This window comes from Pseudomonas sp. F-14 TE3482 (assembly GCF_053629455.1).
In genome coordinates, this window is sequence record NZ_JBRJII010000001.1 from 4,841,057 (window position 1) to 4,858,473 (window position 17,417).

The 17,417-nt window shown below is 57.0% G+C and carries 14 protein-coding genes; 13 read left to right on the forward strand and 1 reads right to left on the reverse strand.

Features of this window, described 5'->3' with window-relative positions; translation table 11 throughout:
* Positions 1-306: 306 nt before the first annotated feature.
* The 13 genes from AB7M26_RS21725 to AB7M26_RS21785 all read left to right on the forward strand — a co-directional run bounded on the left by AB7M26_RS21725 (position 307) and on the right by AB7M26_RS21785 (position 17,006).
* Positions 307-1,629 carry an ABC transporter substrate-binding protein gene (locus tag AB7M26_RS21725; protein WP_123496943.1) on the forward strand — a complete coding sequence of 441 codons (1,323 nt, stop codon included), beginning with the start codon at positions 307-309 and terminating at the stop codon, positions 1,627-1,629.
* A gap of 136 nt (positions 1,630-1,765) precedes the next feature.
* Positions 1,766-2,692 carry a carbohydrate ABC transporter permease gene (locus tag AB7M26_RS21730; RefSeq protein WP_123496945.1) on the forward strand — a complete coding sequence of 309 codons (927 nt, stop codon included), beginning with the start codon at positions 1,766-1,768 and terminating at the stop codon, positions 2,690-2,692.
* A 10-nt stretch (positions 2,693-2,702) separates the two neighbouring features.
* Positions 2,703-3,533 (forward strand): carbohydrate ABC transporter permease, encoded by an 831-nt coding sequence (locus AB7M26_RS21735; RefSeq protein ID WP_123496947.1) that lies wholly within the window; start codon positions 2,703-2,705, stop codon positions 3,531-3,533.
* A 130-nt stretch (positions 3,534-3,663) separates the two neighbouring features.
* A complete protein-coding gene (locus AB7M26_RS21740; protein WP_123496949.1) occupies positions 3,664-4,767 on the forward strand; it encodes an ABC transporter ATP-binding protein in 1,104 nt (367 codons plus the stop codon).
* Between the two features lie 14 nt (positions 4,768-4,781).
* Positions 4,782-6,254: a mannitol dehydrogenase family protein gene (locus AB7M26_RS21745; protein WP_123496951.1), complete on the forward strand. Its 1,473-nt coding sequence runs from the start codon at positions 4,782-4,784 to the stop codon at positions 6,252-6,254.
* Positions 6,255-6,438: 184 nt separating this feature from the next.
* Positions 6,439-7,935 (forward strand): xylulokinase, encoded by a 1,497-nt coding sequence (gene xylB / locus AB7M26_RS21750; protein ID WP_123496953.1) that lies wholly within the window; start codon positions 6,439-6,441, stop codon positions 7,933-7,935.
* A gap of 13 nt (positions 7,936-7,948) precedes the next feature.
* Positions 7,949-8,887, forward strand: a complete 939-nt coding sequence (locus AB7M26_RS21755; RefSeq protein WP_123496955.1) for a carbohydrate kinase family protein — start codon at positions 7,949-7,951, stop codon at positions 8,885-8,887.
* Between the two features lie 486 nt (positions 8,888-9,373).
* Positions 9,374-10,105, forward strand: coding sequence for a hypothetical protein (locus tag AB7M26_RS21760; RefSeq protein WP_123496957.1), 732 nt, complete (start codon positions 9,374-9,376; stop codon positions 10,103-10,105).
* Positions 10,106-10,335: 230 nt separating this feature from the next.
* Positions 10,336-12,408, forward strand: a complete 2,073-nt coding sequence (locus tag AB7M26_RS21765; protein WP_123496959.1) for a type VI secretion system Vgr family protein — start codon at positions 10,336-10,338, stop codon at positions 12,406-12,408.
* Positions 12,405-13,256, forward strand: coding sequence for a DUF4123 domain-containing protein (locus AB7M26_RS21770; protein ID WP_123496961.1), 852 nt, complete (start codon positions 12,405-12,407; stop codon positions 13,254-13,256). The genes AB7M26_RS21765 and AB7M26_RS21770 overlap by 4 nt, the downstream gene beginning before the upstream one ends.
* A 223-nt stretch (positions 13,257-13,479) precedes the next feature.
* Positions 13,480-14,058, forward strand: a complete 579-nt coding sequence (locus AB7M26_RS21775) for a hypothetical protein (protein WP_259698691.1) — start codon at positions 13,480-13,482, stop codon at positions 14,056-14,058.
* 11 nt (positions 14,059-14,069) lie between these two features.
* Entirely contained in the window at positions 14,070-14,864 is a 795-nt protein-coding gene (locus AB7M26_RS21780; RefSeq protein ID WP_123496964.1) for a hypothetical protein, read from the forward strand.
* A 12-nt stretch (positions 14,865-14,876) separates the two neighbouring features.
* On the forward strand, positions 14,877-17,006 hold the full coding sequence (locus AB7M26_RS21785) for a lipase family protein (RefSeq protein ID WP_123496966.1): 2,130 nt from the start codon (positions 14,877-14,879) through the stop codon (positions 17,004-17,006).
* A 212-nt stretch (positions 17,007-17,218) separates the two neighbouring features.
* Here AB7M26_RS21785 and AB7M26_RS21790 read toward each other — a convergent pair whose 3' ends face one another.
* On the reverse strand, positions 17,219-17,416 hold the full coding sequence (locus tag AB7M26_RS21790) for a YbdD/YjiX family protein (protein ID WP_008069978.1): 198 nt from the start codon (positions 17,414-17,416) through the stop codon (positions 17,219-17,221).
* Position 17,417: the final 1 nt, after the last annotated feature.

Genomic DNA, 17,417 nt, shown 5'->3' on the forward strand with positions numbered 1-17,417 from the left:
AGCAGACTGTCAGCCGATATAAATGGTGGATCTGACGGCCTCTTCGCGGGCAAGCCCGCTCCCACAAGGTTTTGTATTCAAGCTGAAAACCTGTACAGATTTCCAACGGTGCTAGCGACTAGTAAACCGTACCACGCACCTCTCGCCCTCAACCCCAGTGCAAAAAAGTATCGGTCACAGTGCGAGGGATGATTTGTCACCCCATCAATTGAAGGCTGTAATCAGTGCACATTCTTCCTGCGCAGGAAGACACAAAAACAATAACTGTCCTTCTGTAACCCACCGGGTGCAGAAAAGGAGTGCACGATGCAACCTTCTGTAAAAGCTCTGCTTGCTCTCACCTGCATGACCCTCAGTAGCGTCAGCCTCGGCGCCCAGACCCTGACCATTGCCACCGTCAACAACAGCGACATGATCCGCATGCAAAAACTCTCGAAAACCTTCGAGGCCGAGCATCCGGACATCAAGCTCAATTGGGTGGTGCTCGAAGAGAACGTCCTGCGCCAACGCCTGACCACCGACATCGCCACCCAGGGCGGGCAGTTCGATGTGTTGACCATCGGCATGTACGAAGCCGCACTCTGGGGCGCCAAGGGCTGGCTGGAACCGATGAAGGACTTGCCGGCCAGTTACGCCCTCGACGACGTGTTCCCTTCAGTCCGGGAAGGCCTCTCGGTCAAGGGCACGCTCTATGCCCTGCCGTTCTACGCGGAAAGCTCCATCACCTATTACCGCACCGACCTGTTCAAGGACGCCGGGCTGACCATGCCCGAGCGCCCGACCTGGACCCAGATCAGCGAATTTGCCAGCAAACTCACCAACAAAGACAAAGAACAGTACGGCATCTGCCTGCGCGGCAAGGCGGGCTGGGGCGAGAATATGGCACTGATCACCACCGTCGCCAATGCTTACGGCGCACGCTGGTTCGATGAGCAATGGAAACCGGAATTCATCGGCCCCGAATGGAAAAACGCGCTGAACTTCTACGTCGACACCATGAAGAAGTCTGGACCTCCTGGCGCGTCGAGCAACGGTTTCAACGAAAACCTGGCGCTGTTCAACAGTGGCAAGTGTGCGATCTGGGTCGATGCCAGCGTCGCCGGCTCGTTCGTCACCGACAAGACCCAAAGCAAGGTCAGCGAACACGTCGGCTTCACCTACGCACCGCATGAAACCACCGACAAAGGTTCGGCCTGGTTGTATTCCTGGGCGCTGGCCATTCCGACCAGTTCCAAGGCCAAGGACGCGGCGAAAACGTTCAGCGCCTGGGCCACTTCCAAGGAATACGGTGCGTTGGTCGCGGAAAAAGACGGCATCGCCAACGTGCCGCCAGGCACTCGTACTTCGACTTACACCGAGGCCTATATGAGCGCCGCACCGTTCGCCAAGGTGACGCTGGAATCGCTGAAGGCTGCGGACCCGAGTAAACCGTCCCTCAAGCCCGTGCCCTATGTCGGCATCCAGTTGGTGACCATCCCTGAATTCCAGGCCGTGGGCACCCAGGTCGGCAAGCTGTTCTCGGCAGCGCTGATCGGCCAGACCACGGTCGACCAGGCTTTGACCGCCGCCCAGTCAACCACCGAACGTGAGATGAAGCGCGCCGGTTATCCCAAAGTAACCGCGCAATAACAACTGTGGGAGCGGGCTTGCTCGCGAAGAGGCCGGTCCATCCGATGCATCTTCAGCGATTAATACACCGCTTTCGCGAGCAAGCCCGCTCCCACATTAGATCTTCATTTGTCTGTTCTTAATCGGTTTTAACACCATGAATATTTCAACTGTCAAAGCTCACATGGACATTGCCCAACCGGTGCGTAAAAGCCGGTTGACCAACCCCGGCTGGTTTCTGGTCAGCCCCTCGGTAGCGTTGTTGCTGCTGTGGATGATCGTGCCGCTGGGCATGACCGTTTACTTTTCAATGATTCGCTACAACCTGCTCTACCCCGGTGAAAACCAGTTCGTGGGGTTGGAGAACTTCAGCTACTTTCTGAGTGACTCGGGCTTTCTGCCCGGCGCCACCAACACCCTGTTGCTGGTGGGCAGTGTGTTGCTGATCAGCGTGGTGTTTGGCGTGTTGATCAGCGCGTTGCTGGAGGCCAGTGAGTTTCTCGGTCGCGGCATCGTGCGGGTGATGTTGATCTCGCCGTTCTTCATCATGCCCACCGTCGGTGCGCTGATCTGGAAGAACCTGATCTTTCACCCGGTCTCGGGAATTCTCGCCTACATCTGGAAGCTGTTCGGCGCGCAACCGGTGGACTGGCTGGCGCATTACCCGCTGCTGTCGATCATCATCATTGTCTCGTGGCAATGGCTGCCCTTCGCGATCCTGATTCTGATGACCGCCATGCAGTCCCTCGATCAGGAGCAGAAAGAAGCCGCGCGCCTGGACGGTGCCGGCCCCATCGCGATCTTCTGGCACCTGACCCTGCCGCACCTGGCGCGGCCGATTGCAGTGGTGGTGATGATCGAAACCATCTTCCTGCTCTCGGTGTTCGCCGAAATCTTCACCACCACCAACGGTGGCCCCGGTTATGCCTCGACCAACCTCGCCTATCTGATCTACAACCAGGCACTGGTGCAGTTCGACGTCGGCATGGCGTCCGCCGGTGGTTTGATCGCGGTGTTGATTGCCAACGTCGCGGCCATCGTGCTGGTGCGAATGATCGGCAAAAACCTGACAGACAAAGCCTGAGGCCTGCGCCATGACCCTTCAACAATCCCGTCGTCTGCAAAGCCTGCTGCTCGGCACCCTGGCCTGGGCCATCGCGATCCTGGTTTTCTTCCCGATCTTCTGGATGGTGCTGACCAGTTTCAAAACCGAAATCGACGCGTTCGCCACACCGCCACAGTTCATCTTCACGCCGACGCTGGAGAACTACCTGCACATCAACGAGCGCAGCGACTACTTCAGCTTTGCCTGGAACTCGGTGGTGATTTCCTTCAGTGCCACGGCCCTGTGCCTGCTGATCGCGGTGCCGGCGGCCTACTCCATGGCGTTCTACGAAACCCAGCGCACCAAAGGCACGCTGCTGTGGATGCTCTCGACCAAGATGCTGCCACCGGTGGGCGTGTTGATGCCGATCTACCTGCTGGCCAAGAGCTTTGGGTTGTTGGATACGCGCATCGCGCTGATCGTGATCTACACGCTGATCAACCTGCCGATCGTGATCTGGATGATTTACACCTACTTCAAAGACATCCCCAAAGACATCCTTGAAGCCGCACGCCTGGACGGCGCAACCCTGTGGCAGGAAATGGTCCGGGTGTTGCTGCCGATCGCCAAGGGCGGCCTGGCTTCCACGGTTCTGCTGTCGCTGATCCTGTGCTGGAACGAGGCGTTCTGGTCGCTGAACCTGACCTCGTCCCAGGCCGCGCCACTGACCGCGTTGATCGCCTCGTACTCAAGCCCCGAAGGTTTGTTCTGGGCCAAGTTGTCGGCGGTGTCGACCCTGGCCTGTGCGCCGATCCTGATCTTCGGCTGGATCAGCCAGAAACAATTGGTCCGCGGCCTGTCGTTCGGCGCCGTGAAATGAATCAAAAGCAAAAGATCGCAGCCTGCGGCAGCTCCTACAGGGGCACCGCATCGGCCGGACGTTCCGTGTAGGAGCTGCCGAAGGCTGCGATCTTTTGATCTTAAAAAACAACAATCGGAGGCCCATCATCATGGCCAACCTGAAAATCAAAAATCTGCAAAAAGGCTTCGAAGGTTTTTCCATCATCAAAGGCATCGACCTGGAAGTGAATGACAAGGAATTCGTGGTGTTCGTCGGCCCGTCGGGCTGTGGAAAATCCACCCTGCTGCGGCTGATCGCCGGCCTTGAAGAAGTCAGCGGCGGCACCATCGAACTGGATGGCCGCGACATCACCGAAGTCAGCCCGGCCAAGCGCGACCTGGCGATGGTGTTCCAGACTTACGCCCTGTACCCGCATATGAGCGTGCGCAAAAATATGTCGTTCGCGCTGGACCTGGCCGGTGTAGCGAAAGCCGAAGTCGAGAAAAAAGTCGGCGAAGCGGCGCGCATCCTTGAACTCGGGCCGATGCTGGAGCGCAAACCCAAGCAACTGTCCGGTGGTCAGCGTCAACGCGTGGCCATCGGGCGGGCGATCGTGCGCAACCCGAAAATTTTTCTGTTCGATGAACCGCTGTCCAACCTCGACGCCGCCCTGCGGGTGCAGATGCGCCTGGAACTGTTGCGCCTGCACAAAGAACTGCAAGCCACGATGATCTACGTGACCCACGACCAGGTCGAAGCCATGACCATGGCTGACAAAGTCGTCGTCCTCAATGGCGGCAAGATCGAGCAAGTCGGCTCGCCGCTGGACCTGTATCACCAGCCGGCCAACCTGTTTGTCGCAGGCTTCCTCGGCACGCCGAAAATGGGCTTCCTCAAAGGCAAAGTCACCCGCGTCGAAAGCCAGCGCTGCGAAGTGCTGCTGGACGCCGGCACCCGCATCACGTTGCCGCTAAGCGGCGCCAACCTCAGCGTCGGTGGCGCGGTGACCCTGGGCATTCGCCCGGAGCATCTGAATCTCGCGCAAACCGGCGACTGCACCCTGCAAGTCACTGCCGACGTCAGCGAGCGTTTGGGCAGCGACACTTTCTGCCACGTCCTGACGTCGTCCGGCGAATCGCTGACCATGCGTGTTCGCGGCGATCTGGCCAGCCGTTATGGCGAAACCCTGAGCCTGCACCTGGATGCCGAACACTGCCATTTATTCGATGCCGACGGCGTGGCGCTGACCCGCCCACTGCGCGCCGCAGCCTGATTCGAGAGCATGTGATGAAACTGAATAAACAGAACCTCAACCGCCTCGCCGCCGAGGTGGCCCTGCCCGCCTACACCCTGAGCGACACCCGCCAAGGCATCGCGCACATTGGCGTCGGCGGTTTCCACCGCGCGCATCAGGCGTATTACACCGATGCCTTGATGAATACCGGCGAAGCGCTGGACTGGGCCATTTGCGGGGTCGGCCTGCGCGCTGAAGATCGCCGCGCCCGGGACGATCTCAAAGAGCAGGATTATCTGTTTACCCTGTTTGAACTCGGCGACGCCGACGACGCTGAAGTGCGGGTGATCGGCGCCATCCGCGACATGCTGCTGGCCGAAGACAGCGCCGAGGCGCTGATCGACAAACTCGCCGATCCAGAGATCCGCATCGTCTCGCTGACCATCACCGAAGGCGGCTATTGCATCGACGACAGCAACGGCGAGTTCATGGAGCACCTGCCGCAGATCCAGCACGACCTGGCTCACCCGAACGCACCGAAAACCGTGTTCGGTTTCCTCTGCGCCGCACTGGCAAAACGTCGTGCGGCCGGCACGCCCGCGTTCACGCTGATGTCTTGCGATAACCTGCCGCACAACGGCACCGTGACCCGTAAAGCCCTGCTGGCATTCGCCGCCCTGCGCGACGCCGATCTGCGCGACTGGATCGAGCGCCATGTCAGTTTCCCTAATGCGATGGTTGACCGCATCACGCCGATGACCAGCACCGAGCATCGTCTGCAACTGCACGACAAACACAGCATCGACGACGCGTGGCCGGTGGTCTGCGAACCGTTTGTGCAATGGGTGCTGGAAGACAAATTCGTCAACGGTCGCCCTGCCTGGGAAAAGGTCGGCGTGCAGTTCACCGATGACGTCACGCCTTACGAAGAGATGAAGATCAAACTGCTCAACGGCAGCCATCTGGCCTTGACCTATCTGGGCTTTTTGAAGGGTTACCGCTTCGTTCACGAAACCATGAACGACCCGCTGTTCGTGCGTTACATGCGCGCCTACATGGACCTGGACGTGACGCCGCAACTGGCACCGGTGCCGGGGATCGACCTGACCGAGTACAAAAACACCCTGGTGGCGCGCTTCTCCAACCAGGCGATTGCCGATCAGCTGGAGCGAGTGTGTTCGGATGGCTCGTCGAAGTTTCCGAAGTTCACCGTGCCGACCATCAACCGCTTGATTGCCGATGGGCAGGAGACCAAGCGTGCGGCGCTGGTGGTCGCGGCGTGGGCGCTGTACCTCAAAGGCGTGGATGAGAATGGTCAGACCTATGCCATTGCGGATCCACGGGCGGCGTTCTGTCAGGCACTGGTGGCCGATGATGTGTTGATCACGCAGCGGTTGTTGGAAGTGGAGGAGATTTTTGGGACGGCGATTCCGAACTCCCCCGAATTTGTCGCTGCGTTCGAGTGGTGCTGTAACAGCTTGCGGGAGGTTGGGGTGACGCGGACGTTGGAGCGGGTTTTGGTGTAAGCCCTGCGGTGAAGCTGCTGTCGCCATCGCGGGCAAGCCCGCTCCCACAGGGATCGAGGTCGTTCACAAATCTGTGTTCCACCCCAGACCATTGTGGGAGCGGGCTTGCCCGCGATGGCTGACTGACAGACACCATAAATGTTGAATGGGCATTGATATCGACCTGACGATCCAAGGATCTTCCATGGCAAACCAACAACTATTCCTGGGCATCGATTGCGGCACCCAAGGCACCAAAGCCGTGATCCTCGACGCGCACAGCGGCCAGGTCCTCGGTCAGGGCGCCGCTGCCCACAGCCTCATCAGCGGCGCCAATGGTCGTCGCGAGCAAGACACTGCCCAATGGCTGGAAGCCTTTACCCTGGCCACCCACCGTGCATTGCTCGCAGCGAATGTAGACGGTCAGGCCATCCTCGGCATCGGTGTTTCCGGCCAGCAGCATGGCCTGGTGATGCTCGACGATCGCGGCCAGGTGTTGCGCCCGGCCAAGCTCTGGTGCGACACCGAGTCCACGCAGGAGAACGACCGCTTGCTCACCCATCTGGGCGGCGAAAAAGGCTCCCTGGAACGCCTCGGCGTGGTCATCGCGCCGGGCTACACCGTGTCCAAACTGCTCTGGACCAAAGAACAGCATCCGGAAATTTTCGCCCGGATCGCCCGCATTTTGCTGCCCCATGACTACCTCAACTACTGGCTCACCGGGCGCAGTTGCAGCGAGTACGGTGATGCCTCGGGCACCGGGTATTTCAACGTGCGCACCCGCCAATGGGACTTGCAACTGCTGCGCGACATCGACCCCACCGGGCGCCTGCAAGCCGCGCTCCCGGAGCTGATCGATGCCCACCAACCGGTCGGCACAATCCTGCCGAGTATCGCCCAACATCTGGGCATCAACCCGCACGCACTGGTCTCCAGCGGCGGTGGCGACAACATGATGGGCGCGATCGGCACCGGCAATATAAAGCCTGGCGCGATCACCATGAGCCTCGGCTCCTCGGGAACGGTCTACGCCTATGCCGACCAGGCGAACGTCAGCCCGGACGCCTCGGTCGCGACGTTTTGCTCTTCCAGCGGTGGTTGGCTGCCGCTGATCTGCACGATGAACCTGACCAACGCGACCGGCGCGATTCGCGAGTTGTTCGAACTGGATATCGAAGCGTTCAACGCCTTGGTCGCGCAAGCGCCGATCGGTGCCGACGGCGTGTGCATGCTGCCGTTCCTCAATGGTGAGCGCGTTCCCGCCCTGCCCCATGCCAGCGGCAGTCTGCTGGGGCTGACCATGACCAACCTGACCCGGGCCAACCTGTGCCGCGCCGTGGTGGAAGGCACCACCTTCGGTTTGCGTTACGGGCTGGACCTCCTGCGCCAGAATGGCTTACAAAGCCTGCGCATCTGCCTGATAGGCGGCGGCTCGAAGAGCCCGGTGTGGCGACAGATCGTCGCTGACATCATGAATACGCCAGTGATTTGTACCGAGCAAAGTGAAGCCGCGGCCCTCGGCGCAGCGGCTCAGGCGGCGTGGTGCAAGTCCTGGGCAAACGGTCACGAAGACAGCCTGGCGGACTTGTGCGAGCGTTGCGTAAAGCTCGATCTGGCCAGTGAAACCTTACCGATTGCAGAAAATGTGGCGGCCTGTCAGCAGGCCTATGAACGCTATCGACAGCATGTCGCAACCCTTTAAAGAGCGAGAAACTATGTATCTGGTATGTGGCGAAGCGCTGTTCGATTTCTTCAGCGAAGACGATGCCAGCGGCTTGGCATCCAAAGTGAATTTCAAGGCGATTGCCGGTGGCTCGCCGTTCAATGTGGCCGTAGGTTTGCGCCGCTTGGGCGTAGACGCCGCGCTGTTTGGCGGGCTGTCGACCGATTACCTCGGCCGACGTTTGCAGCAAGTGCTGCAGGATGAAGGTGTGCGCCCGGATTACCTCGTGGACTTTGCCGCGCCGACCACCTTGTCGATGGTCGCGGTCGGTGCCAACGGCTCGCCCCATTACAGCTTTCGTGGCGAAGGCTGCGCTGATCGGCAGTTGAGCCTGGCGCATCTGCCGACGCTTGGGCCTGAAGTGCGCGGGTTGCACGTCGGCTCGTTTTCGCTGGTGGTGCAACCGATTGCCGATACCCTGCTGGCATTGGTGCAACGGGAAAGCGGCAAACGCCTGATCAGCCTCGACCCGAACGTTCGCCTCAATCCCGAGCCGAACATCGAATTGTGGCGCTCGCGGATTGCCACGCTGGTGGAGCTGGCCGACCTGATCAAGGTCAGCGACGAAGACTTGAGTCTGTTGTACCCCGAGCAAGATCCTCAGCGCGTCATCGAAGGCTGGCTGGAATATCGCTGTCAGTTGGTGTTCCTGACCCGTGGCGGCGAAGGCGCAACGGTATTCAGCCGTGCCCACGGTTCGTGGTCGGTACCGGCCTGTTCGGTGAAAATTGCGGACACTGTGGGTGCCGGAGATACCTTCCAGGCGGCGCTGATTACCTGGCTGACCGAGCAGCAGCTGGATTCGGTTGAAGGGTTGCAGCAGCTGAGCCGTGAACAGATCAACGGGATGCTCAGGTTTGCGGTGAGCGCAGCGGCGCTGACGTGCAGTAAGACAGGGCCGGATTTGCCGTATCGGCAGCAGTTGAGCTGAAATCCGGACCTCATGCCTTCTCCCTGCCGCAGGTGCTGGTTTCAGGACCTGCGGTAGAGATTAAATATTTTTTTGATATATTTTTATTTCGATTAAAGATATCTAACGAGTCCTAAACCCAAATAAAAGACAAACGGATATTGACAGTTTTATAGCTTTTAAACTTAAGAGCACAGTTATAGCGCTTCCTGATTTGAGCTATTCCAAAAATCAACTCCTTAAACTCCTGTTTCTTCAAGCAGCACTACCACTGAACGCATAACTGACTCTTATCTTATTGAATTATATTAATAAATAGATAATCACTACGAATCTACGCCGAGACAATCCAGCGGCTACTGAAGATAATGTGCGCTCAATAAAAATAACCAGCCCGTTACTTGACCGCTACATGCCTTCAACTAATATCCTTTCCACGCACAGCGCAGGTAAGGAAATTGCTGTGCGGCTATCCTTATACCCCACAACAGGAAAAGGAACTCCAACATGGAAAGTGTCGCTATCTCAGCTGCCCAAATCAACTGGAACGGCGGGCAACGCATTACGCTCACCGCAGGAGATACAGCCACCTGTACCGCACTTAGCCCCGGCCAGCTTTATGGCATCTTTATCTACAACTCCGCTCAAAATGACAACAACTCGACTGTCTCCGTGAACTGGAGCAATAGCCAGCCGCCCGTACCGATCACGGTGCCTGGCACTACGGCCAATGCAGGTCTGGCATCGCTGGGTTTTGTCTCGGGCACCGATACTCAAACCGTTTCGGTTTCACTGCCCAGCAATGCCGGTAGCTCCCAGGTCGAAATCTGGTTGGGAAGTGTCGGCATGCCGACCAACACATCGGGGCTGACCAATTATCCGCTACCGGCCGATGGTGAGCAGCATCCGTTCAACAAGTACTCCCGTTACTATGCGGTACCCCCATCCAAATGGATGAACCTGACGATCACCAGCACCATTACACAGTTCCTCTCTTGTCAGTTCCGTGAGGCGCAAGCGACCGTGTTTGTCGTCAATGAGACTTCAAACGGCCTCCTTGCCAATCAGGTTACCAACATTGGGCCTACTGCCAGTGCGGCTGGGAGCGTCAAGATCGTTTACTCGCAGATTCAGAGCATCACCAATAATCTGCAAGGCGACGGCACGCAATGGGTGTGGATGGATGCTGACAGCCCGCAAGATTCCCAGAGCGCGACCATATCCTTGCAATCGCTTTGAATTTCCTGGCTGAGCAATAGAGGAAGGCCCCACCCCGTGGGGCCTTCTTTTATTTGGTGTGACGGCCCCAATCGCCTCAAAAAAATACCTGTATTCATTGCGCAAAACCTCGGCTATAGGGGAAAGCCCGATACCCCTCAGGCCCCGGACCTACGGCATTTCAACCTTGATCATGGCACTTTAATGCTGCACCATCCGCCCCTGCTTTTTCAAAGGACGGAACTCAAGGCATGCTGGACGCAAACGCAATCCATATCTCCCTCACACTCGAAGGCGTTTCCGTCGACCTGCAGGTCCTCAGTTTCGTCGGTCGCGAAGCCCTCAACCAGCCGTTCTGTTTCGACATCGAACTGGTCAGCACCCGCCCCGACCTGAAACTCGAAAAACTGCTGCACAAGCCCGGTTGCCTGACCTTTGGCGCCACCGGCCAAGGCAAAATCCATGGTCTGGTGTACCGCATCGAGCAAGGGGATTCCGGCAAGAGCCTGACCCGCTACAGCATCAGCCTGGTGCCGCAACTGGCCTATTTGCGACACAACCACGACCAGCAGATTTTCCAGCATTTAAGCGTGCCGAAGATCATCGCCCAGGTTCTCGAAGCCCGGGGCATTCTGGCCGACGCCTACAGCTTCCAGCTCGGCGCCATCTACCCCGAGCGTGTGTACTGCGTGCAGTACGACGAATCCGACCTGCACTTCATCCAGCGCCTGTGCGAAGAGGAAGGCATTCACTTCCACTTCCAGCACTCGGCCAGCGGCCACAAATTGGTGTTCGGCGATGACCAGACGGTGTTCCGCAAACTCGCGCCGGTGAGCTACCAGCAAGACTCCGGCATGGCCGCCAAAAAACCGGTGATCAAGCGCTTTAACCTGCGCCTGGAAACCCGTACCACCCGCGTCAGCCGCCGCGACTACGACTTCGAAAAACCGCGCCTGCTGCCTGAGGGCGCGGCCAAAAGCGCGTTCGCCCCGGACCTCGAAGACTACGATTACCCCGGCCGCTTCACCGACCGTGCGCGCGGCAAGCAACTGGCGACCCGTGCCCTCGAACGCCATCGCAGCGACTACCAACTGGCCGAAGGCAAAGGCGACGAACCGACCCTGGTCAGCGGCCACTTCATGGCCCTGAGCGAACACCCGCGCGCCGAGTGGAACGACCTCTGGCTGCTGCTGGAAATCGTCCACGAAGGCAAGCAGCCGCAAGTGCTCGGCGAGAACATCACCAGCGACGCCACCCATAACAAGGACGACTTCCACCAAGGCTACCGCAACCGCTTCCTCGCCACGCCGTGGGACGCGCATTACCGCCCGGCCCTGGAACACCCGAAACCGAAAGTGCTGGGCAGCCAGACCGCCATCGTCACCGGCCCGGCGGGTGAAGAAATTCACTGCGACGAATATGGCCGCGTCAAAGTGCAGTTCCACTGGGATCGCGACGGCCAGGGCAACGACACCAGCAGCTGCTGGCTGCGCGTCGCCACCGGCTGGGCCGGCAACGCCTACGGCGGCATCGCCATCCCGCGAGTCGGCATGGAAGTGCTCGTCACCTTCCTCGAAGGCGACCCCGATCAACCGCTGATCACCGGCTGCCTGTACCACAAGGAAAACGTCGTCCCCTACGACCTGCCGGCGAACAAAACCCGCAGCACCTTCAAGACCCTCAGTTCACCGGGCGGCAAGGGCTACAACGAGTTTCGCATCGAAGACAAGAAAGGCGCGGAACAGATCTACTTGCACGCCCAGCGCGACTGGGATGAAAACATCGAGCACGACCAGAAAATCCGCATCGGCAACGAACGGCATGACACGGTCGAAGCCAACGTGTTCAGCGAGTTCAAGGTGGAAGAGCACCGCCTCACCCACCTCGACCGCAAGACCGAAGCGCGGGCGGACGATCACCTCACTGTCGGCGTGACCCGGCACGTGAAAGTTGGGACGGCGCAGTTTGTTGAGGCGGGGACGGAGATTCATTACCACGCTGGGGAGAAGGTGGTGGTTGAGGGTGGCATGGAGCTGACGGCCAAGGCTGGTGGGAGCTTTGTGAAGATTGATGCGGGTGGGGTGACCATCAGCGGCGCAGAGGTGAAGATTAATTCTGGCGGCGCTCCCGGCGCTGGTACGGGTATTCAGATTCTCGACCCTGTTATCCCTTGGGCCGCCGCCAAAGACAAGGCCGGCGCCCTGCTCGTCCCGGCCGCCGTGCAAATGGCCCTGGCCAAAGCTGCCCGTGCCGCCGGCGACATCCGCTGCCCGATTTGCGAAGCCTGCCGTGAAGGCAAATGTGATTTGGGGACTGCCGCATGAGCGACGCACTCAACAACTGGCTCGGCGAACAGGCAACACTCAATCGCGTCCTGATCCTGGCCCTCGACAGCCTCGCCGAACCGAACCCCGTCACCTCACTCTACAGCGCCGGCCTGATGCAGCACTCAGTGCAACTCTATCGACGCACCCAATACGCCGAGTTCGCCGCCATCAGCCCGTGGCTGACCGAGCTGCACACCCCCGGCGCCGATGCCTTCCGCAAACTGCTGGACGACCCACAGCGCAACTGGGGCTGGATCGGCAGCATGGACAAAGCCGACCTCGACGGCCTGACCCAACACTGGCAAGCCCGAATGGTTATTGAGGAAGACGGCGAACGTTCGTTGTTCCGTTTTCAGGACAACCGCGTGATCGCTCGCTGCCTCGCCAACCTGAGCGAGGCCGAACGCCCCTTGTTGTTAGGCCCGATCAGCAGCGTGCTGTATTGGGATGAGGAGCAGTGGAAAAGTGCAGATAACGCCAGGCCCGGCATATACCCAGTACCAAACCCCGCACCATGGTTGCGAATTCCAAATTCACCGGAGCGTACGCGCAGCATCTTGCGCGAAAACCTGAAACGCTGGTTGCTGGTGTACCACGTCGAGGCCGCAGCCAAACTCAACGAAACCCGCAATGTGCGCGAATGGCTGGAAGAACAGATGGACCTGCTTGAGGCCTGGCAATGGAGCACGCCGGAACAGCGCGAGTTCATGCTAAGCCTGAGGCTTGATCCGAAGTGCGCGGACGATATGGCTTGGCAGCCTCTGCCGGGTGAGACGCCGGAGCAACATTTCGCGCGGTGCCAGCGGGTGTTTGATGCGCAGTTGGGTGAGTCAGAGCGTGGGTGAGGTTGAGGTGTCTGACGCGACCTTTTCGGGATGTATGCTTTGGTTGTTCGCTGTTGCGGGTGCAATGGCGGCTTCTGGTTGTTCGGCCATCAGGCCTACTGACAGCTTTACGTTGCTGACGGAATTGCCACCGGGGTTCAGCATTAAAGGTGAGGCGTCTTATGTGCCTAGGACGGGAGAGACTTGTACGGTCCCTCCTCGGAAAGGCAGGAACTATCCGGGCTTGAAGTTTTTTGAGCAGAAGCTGAGTAACGATGCACAAACGGCGCGTTTCGAAGTTCCGCTGACGAGCAAGGAAGGTGGCTGTCCTTTGGTGCTTGACACCTTCGCCTATGAGATTGACGCCAAATATGGTGCTGACTTCCGGAATGTAGGTAGGGCCCACACAGGGATCTCGTTCCGGGATGGAAATGCAGACAGTCCCGTTCCGCCCTCAGTTTTGGTATTACAGAAGCAGTGCCAATGGTTCTTTCGCACCGCTGGACCTGACCGTTACATTGTAAAACTTCTGAAATGTAAATCTGTGGAAACGCCGGATCAGGCAAGTGACTCAGATATTAAAGGCCCCATGCAACGTGCTCAGTTCGCGGGAAAGACAATAAACGTAATTTTCGCTATTTCAAGCGAGGAGAGCCCGGCCGTAGGTGATAACTGGGTGAAGTTCCCTGCTGGCTGGAAACGCTGCATGGGTGACAGCCTCGAGGATCCCTACGCATTTTGTGATGGCAATAAAACAGATTTCAAACCCTTCAAAATGCCGGATGGACGTGACTGCACCGTCTACCCCAACTGCACTGAATAAGGACTTTATTTATGGAGACTCGCGACTTTTTCCGTTGCATTACCCGCGTTGTAATCCTCAGTTTGGGAGCGTTTGGGGTTACAGGTTGTTCGTCTGCTCAATCTGACAGTTTCACGCTACTAACTGAACTCCCACCTGAATTCCGCTTGAGAGGTGAAGCGTCGTATGTTCCCCGCACTGGAGAAACATGCACTGTTCCACCCCGCGAGGGAAGAAACTACCCAGGCTTAAAATTCTTTGAGCAAGAGCTTAACAAAGATGCGCAAACTGCCAACTTTGAGATCCCCCTATCCAGCAAGGCTGGAGGATGCCCTTTAGTACTGGATAGCTTTAGTTTCGAGGTTCAAGGCAAATATGGCGCAAAACGACTGGATATCGGGAGAGACTATGCAGGTCTTTCATTCCAAGATGGAATCGCAAACAGCCAATCGCTCATATCACCAATAGTATTTCAGAACGAGTGCCAATGGTTATTTCGTACTATTGGAAAAAAAAATTACATCACGAAGATACTTAAATGCAAAACGGCAACTGATGAAAGCCAGACAGCCAGTTCAATTGTCGGTGGCGCTCTGCAACGTGACCAGCTCGCAGGAAAGACAGTAAAAGTAGTCTTCACTATGATAAACGAGGAAAAACCAGCTATAGGCGATACTTGGGTAAAGTTTCCTACTGGCTGGAAACGCTGCATGGGTGACAGCATCGAGGATCCCTACGCATTCTGTGGTGACAATAAAACTGATTTCAAGCCTTTCAAAATGCCGGATGGACGTGACTGCACCATCTACCCGGCTTGCACTGAATAAGGAAATTCATTTATGCCGGTTAAAAAACCAACGCAACCTCTACTGAACGAAACTAAACCCGCCTGCCCACTCAGAGGCACATGGGTTAGTTTTCAACTAGTGGATGAGTCGGGAGATGGTAAGCCCTATGCAGGTCTCGCCTATAAACTTGTGGATAGTACAGAGCAAATCCATGAGGGAGTTTTAGATGCTGAAGGTTTTGCAAAAGTTGAAAACCATTATGAAGGACCAGTAGCTCTCACTATTGATAACGCTTACAAAGGAGACGAAAAAAATTATAAACTGCTGATGACAAGACCAAACTATCCGCTAAGAATTACCGAACTCCAGGTACGAGCCGAAAAAACCCGCTTCGTTCGAAAAGATGGTTTGCGCGTCGAAAACAATCCTGCGAAAGCCAAAGCTGACCAGTTCTTTCACGTAGAGGTTCGACATCTTGTTGAAAAAAGCAGTCATTTACCTCCTGAATCCAAAAGTAAATACCCACCAAATCAAAACTTGCTAAAGGTGATGGGCGACCTTGGTTTCGGACCGGAAAAGTCAAACTTATCGGGGGTTGCTCTTCTTCCCAACAAACACTCAACCCTCGAAGTTCGGCCACTGCGTGCTTTCCGACCTATGCTTTCAAAAGATAACAAGTTCAGCGCCTTGAATTTGTATCAACTATCTTTGTTTGCCAGCTTGAGTTACAGCATTTTCGGCCAAGAACCAGCCGAAAACCCCATCGACAAGGTATCATTCCCATTAGACCCGAGCGTCGGCTATATGTTTGGCAATAGCCTTTCCAGCTTTATAGAAACCTGGAAAGTCAACAAAGACCAAACAACCGCTTATTATCCGATTTATGAAGATGTACCTTATTCAAAGCGTTTCGAGATCCTGCCATTCGACCCTTTGTTGTACAAACAAAACAAGCCAGACTTGGGTGTAAAACAAGAGCACCCCGCCAAATGGCACTTCTTCGATGATGGCAAGATCAAAGGTGGCAGTGATACCCAGGCGTTCATAACTCACCACGACGAAATCATTCTGATCGCCATCCGAGGAACCTTGGAAGGCGCGGACTTCTTACGGGACACTGACGCAGAGCAAGTTCCATTTGTGGAAGGTGTAGGTAACGCACACCAAGGCTTTTACGACGCATTTAAAGCAATGAGCGAATTCATCAAGGTCTACCTCGATCAGTTTTACGCGGGTCAAAAGATCATCGTCTGTGGGCATAGCCTTGGTGGGGCGATCGCTACCTTACTAGCCGAAGCATTACGACGTGATCCCAACGAATACGACGTCCTTCTCTACACCTACGGCTCCCCACGAGCCGGCGATGCCGACTTCGTCAACGGTGCTGCAGAGCTGGCCCATCACCGCATGGTCAACAACAACGACCCGATCCCAAGTGTTCCCGCGCCATGGATGAACACTCGCAAAAGTATCTGGGTGCCCGGCGTTATCATCAGTTTTGTCACCGCCCCTTTAGGCGCACTTATTTTCGCTATAGGCCTGTCGCGAACGGGCGGTTCGCCATACGAGCACCACGGTAATTTGCACCACTTCATGCCCGTCCAGTTTAAAGGACGCGAGCAATCCGCCGTTCTCTGGGATCCAGGTTGCGACTCCATCGAAGAGGCTGCCTGCACCAAGGCATTGAAAAAGTTCGGAGACTTGCCCGACCGTGCCGCTTTTGTGCAGCAACTGTTCCACATGAGTGATCACTACATGGTGCCCTCCTACATTCCGTACGCCTGGGCAACATTGCGTCGCTGGCAGCAAACCCAGGAAAGCGGAACCACGGTGGTGACCAAGACTGAGTACGATCAGGTCTACTATCAACTGCAAGAAATGCAGGACCGTTTGAAGACGAAGGAAGCCGAACTGAACAACGCCTTTCAATATGACCGTCAGGCGAACCAGCGAGAAGCAAGTTTACTGAGAGCGGAAATAGGTCGGTTGAATACAGCCCGGCAACGGCTGCATGCCTTGAGTTTCCTTAAACTGACCCCCGAAGATATTTACGGCTCTGCCACCCAGTCGCCGGAACATAAAATCAACGTCGATCGCTGGATGGCAAAAAAAGAAAACAAAGTCGAGGTCCAGCTAGCGATGATTCCTCAAGCGAGTAGCAGTAACTTGAGAACAGCTTAGGTTTCAGTGCGTCCCGCAAACAAGCCAGCGTCCACGAGAGACTGGCTTGCACGCCGCTTTTGACTGAAAGGTGGCGTTCGAGGAACGGATGTATCGTTGAAACCGCCAGCACCGTGACCAAAAAAGCCCGGCCTGCCGACGATAGCGTCTCGAAGATCGCTATCGCCGGCAGGCCGGGCTCCTAAAGCAAGATGCCGCTTAAAAGTTTCGCATCAACAGCACTTCGGTCCCGCCTTGCTGCCGTAACGAGCCTCCTGACGCTCCCGAAAGAACACTTCGTAACTCATCAGCGGTTTGTCCGGATGTTTGGTTTGCATATGCTCGACGTAAGTGTCGTAGTCGGGCATACCGACCATCAGGCGCGCGGCCTGACCGAGGTATTTACCGAGGCGACTCAGGTCATTGAACATG

Excerpts from the sequence above, each read along its gene's own strand:
- AB7M26_RS21725 (WP_123496943.1), top strand. The coding sequence starts at position 307 with ATGCAACCTTCTGTAAAAGCTCTGCTTGCTCTCACCTGCATGACCCTC.
- AB7M26_RS21730 (WP_123496945.1), top strand. The coding sequence starts at position 1,766 with ATGAATATTTCAACTGTCAAAGCTCACATGGACATTGCCCAACCGGTG.
- AB7M26_RS21735 (WP_123496947.1), top strand. The coding sequence starts at position 2,703 with ATGACCCTTCAACAATCCCGTCGTCTGCAAAGCCTGCTGCTCGGCACC.
- AB7M26_RS21740 (WP_123496949.1), top strand. The coding sequence starts at position 3,664 with ATGGCCAACCTGAAAATCAAAAATCTGCAAAAAGGCTTCGAAGGTTTT.
- AB7M26_RS21745 (WP_123496951.1), top strand. The coding sequence starts at position 4,782 with ATGAAACTGAATAAACAGAACCTCAACCGCCTCGCCGCCGAGGTGGCC.
- xylB (WP_123496953.1), top strand. The coding sequence starts at position 6,439 with ATGGCAAACCAACAACTATTCCTGGGCATCGATTGCGGCACCCAAGGC.
- AB7M26_RS21755 (WP_123496955.1), top strand. The coding sequence starts at position 7,949 with ATGTATCTGGTATGTGGCGAAGCGCTGTTCGATTTCTTCAGCGAAGAC.
- AB7M26_RS21760 (WP_123496957.1), top strand. The coding sequence starts at position 9,374 with ATGGAAAGTGTCGCTATCTCAGCTGCCCAAATCAACTGGAACGGCGGG.
- AB7M26_RS21765 (WP_123496959.1), top strand. The coding sequence starts at position 10,336 with ATGCTGGACGCAAACGCAATCCATATCTCCCTCACACTCGAAGGCGTT.
- AB7M26_RS21770 (WP_123496961.1), top strand. The coding sequence starts at position 12,405 with ATGAGCGACGCACTCAACAACTGGCTCGGCGAACAGGCAACACTCAAT.
- AB7M26_RS21780 (WP_123496964.1), top strand. The coding sequence starts at position 14,070 with ATGGAGACTCGCGACTTTTTCCGTTGCATTACCCGCGTTGTAATCCTC.
- AB7M26_RS21785 (WP_123496966.1), top strand. The coding sequence starts at position 14,877 with ATGCCGGTTAAAAAACCAACGCAACCTCTACTGAACGAAACTAAACCC.
- AB7M26_RS21790 (WP_008069978.1), bottom strand. The coding sequence starts at position 17,416 with ATGTTCAATGACCTGAGTCGCCTCGGTAAATACCTCGGTCAGGCCGCG.